The sequence below is a fragment of the Streptomyces sp. NPDC031049 genome (assembly GCF_055571015.1).
In genome coordinates this window covers 79,720-90,782 of the sequence record NZ_JBVIGC010000016.1, presented here as the reverse complement: position 1 = coordinate 90,782, position 11,063 = coordinate 79,720, and the positions used below count along the sequence as shown (strand labels likewise).

The 11,063-nt window shown below is 72.8% G+C and carries 7 protein-coding genes; 2 read left to right on the top strand and 5 right to left on the bottom strand.

Features of this window, described 5'->3' with window-relative positions; genetic code table 11:
• Positions 1–113: 113 nt before the first annotated feature.
• Complete coding sequence (locus tag ACZ45Q_RS25480; RefSeq protein WP_468265378.1) at positions 114–3,170, top strand: VCBS repeat-containing protein; 3,057 nt, start codon at positions 114–116, stop codon at positions 3,168–3,170.
• A gap of 124 nt (positions 3,171–3,294) precedes the next feature.
• Here the strand turns inward: ACZ45Q_RS25480 and ACZ45Q_RS25475 are convergent, their stop codons facing one another.
• The 4 genes from ACZ45Q_RS25475 to ACZ45Q_RS25460 form a co-directional block, all read right to left on the bottom strand.
• Positions 3,295–4,284, bottom strand: a complete 990-nt coding sequence (locus ACZ45Q_RS25475; RefSeq protein WP_468265376.1) for a nucleoside triphosphate pyrophosphohydrolase — start codon at positions 4,282–4,284, stop codon at positions 3,295–3,297.
• 94 nt (positions 4,285–4,378) lie between these two features.
• The gene (locus ACZ45Q_RS25470; RefSeq protein ID WP_468265374.1) at positions 4,379–5,023 is read right to left on the bottom strand and encodes a SurA N-terminal domain-containing protein; all 645 of its coding nucleotides are present in this window, start codon (positions 5,021–5,023) and stop codon (positions 4,379–4,381) included.
• A 146-nt stretch (positions 5,024–5,169) separates the two neighbouring features.
• Positions 5,170–5,913: a GNAT family N-acetyltransferase gene (locus tag ACZ45Q_RS25465; RefSeq protein WP_468265372.1), complete on the bottom strand. Its 744-nt coding sequence runs from the start codon at positions 5,911–5,913 to the stop codon at positions 5,170–5,172.
• 64 nt (positions 5,914–5,977) lie between these two features.
• The gene (locus ACZ45Q_RS25460) at positions 5,978–6,748 is read right to left on the bottom strand and encodes an HNH endonuclease family protein (RefSeq protein WP_468265370.1); all 771 of its coding nucleotides are present in this window, start codon (positions 6,746–6,748) and stop codon (positions 5,978–5,980) included.
• 136 nt (positions 6,749–6,884) lie between these two features.
• Between ACZ45Q_RS25460 and ACZ45Q_RS25455 the strand changes: the two genes are divergently transcribed.
• A complete protein-coding gene (locus tag ACZ45Q_RS25455; protein ID WP_468265368.1) occupies positions 6,885–7,076 on the top strand; it encodes an antitoxin in 192 nt (63 codons plus the stop codon).
• A 109-nt stretch (positions 7,077–7,185) separates the two neighbouring features.
• Here ACZ45Q_RS25455 and mfd read toward each other — a convergent pair whose 3' ends face one another.
• Positions 7,186–10,722 carry a transcription-repair coupling factor gene (gene mfd, locus ACZ45Q_RS25450; RefSeq protein ID WP_468265366.1) on the bottom strand — a complete coding sequence of 1,179 codons (3,537 nt, stop codon included), beginning with the start codon at positions 10,720–10,722 and terminating at the stop codon, positions 7,186–7,188.
• Positions 10,723–11,063: the final 341 nt, after the last annotated feature.

Below are 11,063 nucleotides of genomic sequence, written 5' to 3'. Positions count from 1 at the left end.
CGACGAGATTCCGGTGCCGTCGTCCGGCGGCACCGCCGCACTGCGGGCACGCGGCCGTCCGGCGGCCCGGCCCAAGTGCCAGGGAGGGGAGAGTTTTGAGGAAGCAACCGCCCATGCGCGGTCACAGACCGGGGGGAACCAGCCGGCTCCTGGCCTGCGCGGTCGTCGCGGGCCTGGCGGGCACCGTCCTGCCCGCGGCGGCGGCCACGGCCGCGGACGCCGCACCGCAGGTGCAGCGGACCGAGACGGAACGCGCCCTGGACCGCGCGGCCGACACCGGGCAGCGGGTCGAGGTGGTCTCGGAACGGACCGAGTACTCCAGCACCTTCGCCAACCCCGCGGGGACCCTCACCCAGGAGACGCACGTCGTCCCGGTCCGGGTCCGCCAGAACGGCCGCCTGGTCACCGCCGATCCCACGCTCGTCAAGGGCGAGGACGGCGTCGTACGGCCCCGGGCCGCGGCCGTCGGCATCGAGTTCTCCGGCGGCGGGGCACCCGCCGACACCACGATGGCCACCATCACCCGCGACGGCCGCACCATGTCGCTGGACTGGGACGGCGCACTCCCCGAGCCCGTCCTGGACGGTGACACCGCCACCTACCCCGAGGTGCTGCCCGGGGTCGATCTCAAGCTGCGCTCCGGGGTCACCGGCTTCCAGCAGCTGCTGGTCGTCAAGAACCGCAGGGCAGCCGCCGATCCCCGGCTCAAGCAGCTCGGGTACGCACTGCGGGCCGACGGCGTGAAGCCCCGGACGGACGCCGCGGGCAACCTCACCGCGGTCGACCCGGCGGGCCAGGAGGTCTTCACGGCGCCCACCCCCCTGATGTGGGACAGCTCGGGCGTCCCCGCAGAGCCCGCCCCGGCCGCCGCGCGCTCCGCCGGCGCCGCCCTGGCCGCGCCGCAGTCCGCCCCCCGGGCCGCGGACGAGAAGCACCTCTTCGACCCGGCCGTGGGCGCCAAGCAGGCCGAGCTGCCCACCCGGATCGAGGGCGGCACCCTGAAGCTGACGCCGGATCAGGAGCTGCTCACCGCGCCCGACACGGTCTACCCGGTGCACATCGACCCGTACGTCTCCGGGGGCCGCAACAACTGGGCCGCGGTCGCGAAGAAGTACCCCACTACGGCGTTCTGGAACAAGTCCGACAACGTCGCCCGGGTCGGCTACGAGTCGGACACCGGCGGCACCTGGCGGTCCTTCTTCACGATGGACTCCCGGAACCTGCACGGCAAGAAGATCGTGAAGTCCACGTTCCGGATCAAGAACACCCACTCCTGGTCCTGCACCAAGAAGGCGGTCACCCTCAGCCTGACCGGCGGGATCAGCTCGGCGACGACCTGGAACAACCAGCCCAGTTGGAGCACGAACCAGGCGACCGTCACCGACGCCAAGGGCTGGTCGTCCTCCTGCCCGGCCGGCAACCTGGAGTTCTCCACGCTCGACGCGGCCACCAAGGCCTCCGCGAACAAGTGGAACACCATCACCCTGGGTCTGAAGGCCAGCGAGACCGACACCTACGCCTGGAAGAAGTTCGACGCCTCCACCGCCGTCATCTCCACCGAGTACAACAGCACGCCGGCGGCACCGAGCGCGCTCGACACCGTGCCCAGCACCAAGAACAGCACGGGCTGCGGCGACACCGCCCCGTACGGCTACATCGGTGACACCGACATCTACCTGACCGCCCGGGCGAGCGACCCCGACGGCGGCACGGTCAACGTCAAGTTCCACCTGTGGGCGACCGGGCACCACCCCAACGACGATCCCGACGGGGTGCTGATCGTCAACCAGTCCGTGGCCGTCACCTCGGGCTCGGTCGCCAAGCTCAAGGTCGCCAAGAGCACACTGGTGCCCCACCTGGCCACGGCGAACGGCAACTTCTCGTGGAAGGCGCAGGCCACCGACGGGTCGCTGTACTCGGACTGGACGCCCACGAAGGGCGCGCCCGGCTGCCGCTTCGTCTTCGACCCGCAGCGTCCCAGCACACCGCCCACCGTGTCCTCCGAGCAGTTCCCGAACGGTGACGCGGGCTGGCCGGCCGGCACCAGTCCGGTGCGGACCAAGGGCGACTTCGTCGTGACGCCCGGCGCGGCCAAGGACGTGGCCTCCTACGAGTACTGGACCACGCAGGACACCACCGTGCGCACCGCCACCCCGGCGACGCTGAACGGCAACGTCACCATCTCGCTCACGCCGACCAAGGCTGGTCCCCACCACCTGTACGTGCGCAGCCTCGACCGCGCCCGGAACAAGTCCGACCTCCAGGCCTACCTCTTCTACGTCAACGGCGCCGCCGTGCCCGACAAGCCCGGCGACCTCAACGGCGACGGCCACCCCGACCTGTGGGCGGTCGACGGCGCGGGAACCCTGCAGCGGTACTTCGGCGACGGCACCGGCGCGGCCGTCCGAGCCTCCGAGGCCGCCTCGGCCGCCGGCCGGTACTCCGACGCCAGGACCACCCGGCGCGGCGACTGGACCGACGACGGTATCGAGGACCTGCTCCTGCTGCGTCCCGACGCCACCGAGCGGCGGGACCGGCTGTGGATCCACCCCAACGACGGCGCCGGCGCTATCGACACCTCCGACGTGCGGGAGCTGAACGTCTGGGAGCCGGAGAACGACCACTGGCAGGGCGCGGACCAGATCCTCGCGATCGGCGACGTCGACGGCCCGCTCGACCTCGACGGGGACGGCACGATCGGTCCCGACGACCGGCCCGGCCACCCCGACCTGCTCGTCAAGCAGGGCGACCAGCTCTGGCTGTACTTCGGGTCGCCGTCCGGCTACCTCGACGAGTACCTCGAGCAGCCGCCCGTGCTGATCGGCGACGGCGGCTGGTCCGGGTACGACATCGCGGCGCCGGGCGACGCCACCGGCGACGGGCGCGTCGACATGATCGCCCGCAACAGGTCGACGGGCGTGCTGTACCGCTACGACGGCACCGGACCCAACGGCGAGGGCCTGGGAGCCGGTGGCAGCAAGGTGCAGATCGGCACCGGATGGACGCCGTCCAACCGGCCGCTGGTCACGTCGGTTCCCGACGTGAAGGGCGACGGCCACCCGTCGGTCTGGGCCACCGACGCCTCCGGCAACCTGCTGTTCTACCCGGAGATCAAGGGCAGCGGCGTGAACGTGGGCTCGGGCCTGTCGGGTTTCCGGTCCCTGAACTGACGCGGAGCGACCGGATCTGACAGGTCCGTCCGACTGCGCGCCGTGTGCTCCGGAGGCATCGTTTCCGGAGCACACGGCCCTGTCCGGGGCCGGCCCGGTCGTCCGTTGCCCCGTTCCGGCGTCGTCAGGTGCCTTCGGCGGCCCGGATCGCGTCCCGGTAGGCCCTCGCCGCGGCGCGCAGGGCCGCCTCGGGGTCCGTGCCCGCCGCTTCCGCGGCCACCGCCATGGCGAGCAGGTCGTAGCCGAAGCCCTCGCCGCGCGGCAGCTCCACCGTCAGGCCCGCGCTCCGCACCCGGGACGCCAGCTTCGCGGCGAGGGCCAGGCCCGGCTGGCCGAGAGGGATGCCCTCGGTGACCGACGTGCGCTGCTTCTCGACCGCCTTGGTGCGCAGCCAGTGCTCCTTGACCTCCTCGGGGGTGGTGGCGGTCTCCTCCCCGAAGACGTGCGGGTGGCGGTGGATCAGCTTGGCGACGATGCCGCCGGCCACGTCGTCGATGGAGAACGGGGCCTCCTCGTGCTCCTCGGCGATCCGGGCGTGGAAGATCACCTGGAGCAGGACGTCGCCCAGCTCCTCGCGCAGTTCCTCACGGTCGCCCTCCTCGATCGCCTCGACGAGTTCGTACGCCTCCTCGATGCCGTACTTCGCCAGGCCCTGGTGGGTCTGGCGGGACGACCAGGGGCACTCGGCGCGGATACGGTCCATCACCTGCACGAGGTCGAGCAGGCGGGCGCCCGGCAGGTCGTAGGAGGCGGGGAGCAACTCCAGCTCCGGCATGCGGACCCGGCCGGAGCCGGCCAGCCGGGCCAGGCCGTCGGTCAGGGCCGGCTCGCCCTCGCCGGTCGCCACGACCACGACCGTCCGGCCGCCGGCGCACGCCTCGACCAGCTGCTCCGCGGTCGGGGCGGCCTCGTCGACCGCTATCCCGGCCTCGCGCAGATACGGCAGCTGCGGATGGGCGCCGTCCGCGCAGAGCACGCGGTCGGCCTCGCGCAGCGCCTGCCAGGCGGGCCAGGACAGCAGGCCGGGTGCGACGCGGTGGCTGGTGGTCAGCAGGACGACGCGACCGGGGTCGGCGGCGGGGCCGGGGGCGGCTTCGGGGCTCGTTGCGTTCACACCACCGAACGTAACGCACGCCACCGACGGTCCCCCGAGTTGTCCACAGGGGGGCGCCGGCGCACCCCGGAAGGCGGGGGCCGGACGGCCCGGGTCACATGGTCTGCCGGGTCCCGGCCGCCGTGATCTCCCGCACCCACGGCGTCTGCGCGTCGACGCGGCTGCTGCGCTCCGGGTCCCAGCTGCCGTAGCGCGGATTGAGGTCGATGTCGAGCTGCTCGGACGCCTTCGACAGCGCCTGCCAGAACGCCGGCTGCCCGGTGTCGGTGCCGAGGTGCTCGGCGAGCTTCTGGGCCTCCAGCTGGATGCGGAGGTTCTCGTCCAGGCGCTCGGGGGCGATGCCGTACTGTTGGAGCCAGACCGTCTCCAGCGCCTTGGCCCCGCCGGCCTGCTTCTCCAGGCCGTCGCGCATCTCCTGGACCTCCTTGCGGGTGACCGTCACGCCGGCCTCCTCGGCGGCGTGGTGCAGCACCCGGTCCAGGACCATGCCGTGCAGGGTGTCGCGGCTCAGGCTGCCGGTCCGGGCGACGGCCTGCGCGTACTGGGCCTCGTCCCGCACGGTCGCCCGCTGTGCCGCGCGCACCTCGTCGACTCGGTCCTCCAGTTGCGCCACGGTGATCCGCTGGCCGCCGACGACGGCCGCCGCACCGGGATGCGCGTCGTTTCCGCAGGCGGTCAGGAGGGGGGCCGCGGCGATCGCGGCGGTGAGGAGGAGCGCGGTGCGACGGCGGCGGTGCAAGGGAACCTCCCGAGGAGATTGTGCGGCGGTGCACAAAGTCTTGCGGTGATCGATGGTATGCAGCGGCGAGGCTTTGGCCAACCCATTCGACCAACGATTCACCGGGGCGTCGGGCACCGCCGCGCCGGGCCCACGACCGGACGGATTCACACGGCGTGCCGCACCCAGACGTTGGGCTCGACGTACACCGCGTAGCCGCGTTCCGGCTCGCACCGCACCGGCACGAGGGCGCCGGGCACCTCGACGTCGCCCGCCGTGTCGAAGGGCAGCCCGGTCCAGTCGCGCCACGTCCGAAGGGAGGCCGCGACGGTCATCGAGGCCGGTGCCACCGAGTCGACGCGGGCGCCGGCCCGGACGTGCACCCGCAGCCACGGGTCGTACGGCAGACCGTCCGGGCGGAGGCGGCGGGCGTACTCCTCGATCGGCGTGTGCGGTTCGAGGTGCTTGGCGCTGGGCCGGACCGGTGCGACGACCTCGCGGAAGCCACGCTCACGGGCGTTGTCCCGCATGGCCGCCAGCAGCAGGCCGGACAGTCCGCGGCCCTGGGCGTGCGGGGCGACGGTGACCGAGACCGCGCTGACGGTGTCGGGGCGGACGCCGCCGCGCAGGTCGGCGAAGGCCCACACCAGCACCTCGTCCCAGCCGCGGTCGGGCAGCGTCCCCCGTCCCTCGGTGTGCAGGGCGAACGGCACGCTGTGGGCGTGGGCGACGACCTCGCCGTCCTCGTCCTCGGCGAACTGCACGTACTCGGGCAGTTCCCGGGAGATGCGCGGGTAGTGGGCGTTGCCCGTCAGGTCCTCGACCGCGAACTCGGGCCAGGAGTCCGGCATGCGCAGGACCGCGTCGCGCATCTCGGGCCGCTCGGCGAGACTCGACACCTTGATCTCCATGCGGTCACCGTAGCCAGCGCGGACCCGCCCGGACAGCGGGTTTCCCGGCCGGGACGGCACGGCGTCAGCACTGCCTGAGCATCATCCGCTTGTCGGGCGCGGTCACCGGCATCTCGTACTTCAGCGCGACCTGGGCGAAGCGGACCGCGTACGCGCACCTGACCGACTTCTCGGGCGGCAGCCAGGAGGCGGGACCGGAGTCCCCCTTGGCCGCGTTGGCCCGCCCCTGCACCGGGACGAGGTTGAGCACGTCGTTGGCGAAGCGCTCGCGCTTGCTCTCCGGCCACCGGGAGGAGCCCATCTGCCAGCTGTAGGACAGGGGCACCACATGGTCGATCTGCACCTCGGCGGCGTCCTGCTTGCGCCAGTCGATGGTGGTGCCGGTGTACGGATCGCGCAGCGTCATGGCCACGACCACACAGTCGGAGCCGGATCGGAAGCGGAGCCGCTCGCCGTCGCGCTTGAGCAGGTCGTTCCGCGTGTCGCAGCCGTTCCGGGCCAGCGGCACGCCGTCGGCGGTGTCCATCCAGGCGTAGCCGAACTCGTCCCGGTCGTAGCCGGTCTTCGGTCCGCGGCCCTTGGTGTTCAGAGTCTCGATGAGCCGGCGCGCCTCGGCCCGGTCGCTCTCGCCGGTCACCGGCGCGAGGCCGGGTCCGGTGCCGTCGGGGTTGTCCAGGGGGCTCATCGCCCGCCCGTCCGGTGCGGGTGCGCCGCCCGCCGGGGAGTCGCCGCCGACGCCCTCGCAGCCCGCGATCAGGGCGAGGGCCGCGCACACGGCCGCCGCCCCGCCCACGCGGCGCGATCCGCCCGCCGCCGCACCGCTGTGCCGTTCCACCCGTGCCCCTCCCCTGTGCCGCCGGTCGGCTCCACCGTAGCGAGCCGCCGGGCCGGGCCCCACGGCACCTCAGCGGGCATTCGGCACAAGTCGGGCGTATGGTCGGAAGTGAGTCACGTCCGGAAGGAGCCTCTGCATGGGCATCTTCGACAGGTTCAAGAGTCAGGGCGCGAAGGACAAGGCCAAGCAGGCGTCCGACGCGGCCGAACGGCAGGTCAACGAGAGGACCGGCGGCAAGTACGAGCAGCAGGTCGACACCGCTCAGCAGAAGGCGGAAGAGCGCTTCGGCATGGGCGGCGAACAGCGCGACCGGCCGGACCAGCAGTAGACCCCGCCTGAAGGAACCGGCGGGCGTCCGCCGGACCGACCCGGTGACATGAACCGTCCGCGGAGCCTCTCCGCGGACGGTTCCGCGTCCGCCGGCCCGGCCCCGGGGCTCAGGACCCCAGGACCGACGTCAGGAACTCGCCCACCCACGCGAGCAGTTCCCGGCCGACCAGCGGCTTGCCGCCCACCTTCGCGGTCTTCGGACGCGGGACGAGCACCTGGTGCACGGCCGGCTTGATCACCGTGCCCGGATACAGCCGCTTGAGCCGCAGCTCCTGCGACTCGCGCAACTCCACCGGCGCGAACCGGATGTTGGTGCCCTGGAGCACGATCTCGCCGACGCCGCACGCCCGCGCCAGCATCCGCAGCCCGGCCACCAGCAGCAGGTTCTCCACCGGCTCGGGCAACTTGCCGTAGCGGTCGGCCAGTTCCTCGCGGACGGCCTTGATGTCCTCCTCGCTGTTGGCGGAGGCGATCGCCCGGTACGCCTGGAGGCGCAGCCGCTCACCGGGCGCGTAGTCGTGCGGGACGTGCGCGTCGACCGGCAGCTCGATCTTGACCTCGAGCGGCGGCTCCTCCTCGACCTGGCCCGTCTCCAGCTGCCGCCGGTAGTCCGCGACCGCCTCGCCGACCATCCGCACGTACAGGTCGAAGCCGACGCCCGCGATGTGGCCGGACTGCTCGCCGCCGAGGAGGTTTCCGGCGCCGCGGATCTCCAGGTCCTTCATCGCCACGTACATGCCCGCGCCCATCTCGGTGTGCTGGGCGATGGTGGCCAGCCGCTCGTGCGCGGTCTCCGTCAGCGGCTTCTCCGGCGGGTACAGGAAGTAGGCGTAGCCGCGCTCGCGGCCCCGGCCGACCCGGCCGCGCAGCTGGTGCAGCTGGCTGAGGCCGAAGTTGTCGCCGCGCTCGACGATCAGGGTGTTGGCGTTGGAGATGTCGATGCCGGACTCGACGATCGTCGTGGAGACCAGCACGTCGAACTTCTTCTCCCAGAAGTCGACCACGACCTGCTCCAGCGCCTGCTCCGACATCTGGCCGTGGGCGGTGGCGATGCGCGCCTCGGGGACGATCTGGCGCAGCCGGGCCGCCGCGCGGTCGATCGACTCGACGCGGTTGTGGATGTAGAAGACCTGGCCCTCGCGCAGCAGCTCGCGGCGGATGGCCGCGCCGATCTGCTTCTCCTCGTACGGGCCGACGAAGGTCAGCACCGGGTGCCGCTCCTCCGGCGGGGTGGTGATCGTCGACATCTCGCGGATGCCGGTGACCGCCATCTCCAGGGTGCGCGGAATGGGGGTGGCGGACATGGTCAGCACGTCGACGTTGGCGCGGAGCTTCTTCAGCTGCTCCTTGTGCTCCACGCCGAAGCGCTGCTCCTCGTCGACGATGACCAGGCCCAGGTCCTTGAACTTGGTCTCCGAGGAGAACAGGCGGTGGGTGCCGATGACGACGTCGACCGAGCCCTCGCGCAGGCCCTCCAGGACCGCCTTGGCCTCGGTGTCGGTCTGGAAGCGGGAGAGCGCGCGCACGTTCACCGGGAACTGGGCGTAGCGCTCGCTGAACGTGCCGAAGTGCTGCTGCACCAGCAGGGTGGTGGGCACGAGGACGGCGACCTGCTTGCCGTCCTGGACCGCCTTGAAGGCGGCGCGGACCGCGATCTCCGTCTTGCCGTAGCCGACGTCGCCGCAGATCAGGCGGTCCATCGGGACCGACTTCTCCATGTCCTCCTTGACCTCGGCGATCGTGGTGAGCTGGTCGGGCGTCTCCGCGTAGGGGAAGGCGTCCTCCAGCTCGCGCTGCCAGGGGGTGTCCGCGCCGAAGGCGTGGCCGGGCGCCGCCATCCGCGCGCTGTACAGCTTGATCAGGTCGGCGGCGATCTCCTTGACCGCCTTCTTCGCGCGGGCCTTGGTCTTGGTCCAGTCGGCGCCGCCCAGGCGGTGCAGCGTGGGCGCCTCGCCGCCGACGTACTTGGTGATCTGCTCCAGCTGGTCCGTGGGGATGTACAGCCGGTCCCCGGGCTGGCCGCGCTTGGCGGGGGCGTACTCCACGACCAGGTACTCGCGGGTGGCGCCCTGGACGGTGCGCTGGACCATCTCGATGTAGCGGCCCACGCCGTGCTGCTCGTGGACGATGTAGTCGCCCGGCTCCAGGGTGAGCGGGTCGATGGACTTGCGGCGCCGGGCCGGCATCCGGGCGCCGTCGCGGCCGGCGGCCTTCTGGCCCGAGAGGTCGGTCTCGGTGAGCGCGGCCAGCTTGAGCGCCGGGTCGACGAAGCCGTGGTCGATCGAGCCGCACGCCACGTGCACCACGGAGGGGCTCAGCCCGGCGAGGTCCTGGTCCAGGCGGGCCGCGATGCCCTCGCCGCCCAGCACCTCCACGGTGCGGGCCGCCGTGCCGTGGCCCTCGGTGACGTAGACCGTGCGCCAGCCGTCGGCGAGCCAGCCCTTGGTGTCGGCCAGGGCCCGGGCGGTGTCGCCGCGGTAGCTCTCGGGGGCGTGCATGCCGAGCTTGAGGGTGTCGGCGTCCTCCAGGGCGTCGTCCGCGGCGAACGGCGACACCGACCACCACATCATCTCCAGCTCGCGGGCGCGGTCGCGGACGTCCGCGATGGACCACAGGGAGGCCGCGCCGACGTCGATGGGCGCCTCGCCCCCGCCTGCGGTGGCCGCCCAGGACGCCTGGAGGAACTCCTGCGAGGTGGCCACGAGGTCGGCGGCGCGGGTCCGCACCCGCTCCGGGTCGCAGACGACGGCCATGGAGCCCTCGGGCAGCACGTCGAGCAGCAGCTCCATGTCGTCGACGAGGACCGGGGCCAGCGACTCCATGCCCTCCACGGCGATGCCCTCGGCGATCTTGCCGAGGAGTTCGCCCAGCTCGGGGTGTTGCTCGGCGAGTGCGGCGGCCCGGTCGCGCACCTCCTGGGTGAGCAGCAGCTCACGGCAGGGCGGCGCCCACAGGCCGTGCTCGGCGACCTCCAGGGAGCGCTGGTCGGCGACCTTGAAGTAGCGGATCTCCTCGACGTCGTCGCCCCAGAACTCGATGCGCAGGGGGTGTTCCTCGGTCGGCGGGAACACGTCGAGGATGCCGCCGCGCACGGCGAACTCGCCGCGCTTCTCCACCAGCTCCACGCGCGCGTACGCGGCGGCGGCGAGGGCGTCGACGATCTCGTCCAGGTCGGCGCTCTGGCCGGTGCGCAGGGCCACCGGCTCCAGGTCGCCCAGGCCCTTGACCTGCGGCTGGAGCACGGAGCGCACGGGGGCCACGACGACGGAGACGGGGCCGGTCTCGGGGTCGTCGGGGCGGGGGTGGGCGAGCCTGCGCAGGACGGCGAGGCGGCGGCCGACGGTGTCGCTGCGGGGGCTGAGGCGCTCGTGCGGGAGGGTCTCCCAGGACGGGTATTCCACGACGCCCTCGGGCGGCAGCAGGGAGCGCAGGGCCGCGGTCAGGTCCTCCGCCTCGCGGCCCGTCGCCGTCACGGCGAGGACCGTGCGGCCCGTGCCGCGGGCCAGCGCGGCCACCGCGAAGGGGCGGGCGGCCGGGGGACCGACCAGGTCGACGTGCTTGCGGTGGCCGTCGGCGGCCGCCGTGATCGCTTCCGCGAGGGCGGGGTCCTTGACGACGGCGTCGAGCAGACCGTGCAGGCTCATGGAGGGTGCGCTTTCCGTCCGTGACGTGGAACCGGAGGCCCGGGTCCAGGGGGGTGGGCAACACGAAAGGCCCGACGCGGTGAGGGCCGGGGGGTCTCCAGCGTACGACGCGCGGCGAGCGCACGCCGGAGGCTGTGGATGAAGCCGGGGGCCGCGGATGACGCCCGGGCCTGTGGATGACGCCGGGGACCGCGGAGGACGCCGGGGACCGCGGAAACCCCGGAGGCCGCAGATGACGCCGTAGGCATGGACGACGCCGTAGGCCGTGGACGACCCCGGGGACCGCGGAAACCCCGGAGGTCGCGGACGATCCCGGAGGCGGGGTGACCGGCGAAGTGCTC

Coding starts and splice junctions, on each gene's coding strand:
- ACZ45Q_RS25480 (WP_468265378.1), top strand. CDS start 114: ATGCGCGGTCACAGACCGGGGGGAACCAGCCGGCTCCTGGCCTGCGCG.
- ACZ45Q_RS25465 (WP_468265372.1), bottom strand. CDS start 5,913: ATGGAGATCAAGGTGTCGAGTCTCGCCGAGCGGCCCGAGATGCGCGAC.
- ACZ45Q_RS25455 (WP_468265368.1), top strand. CDS start 6,885: ATGGGCATCTTCGACAGGTTCAAGAGTCAGGGCGCGAAGGACAAGGCC.
- mfd (WP_468265366.1), bottom strand. CDS start 10,722: ATGAGCCTGCACGGTCTGCTCGACGCCGTCGTCAAGGACCCCGCCCTC.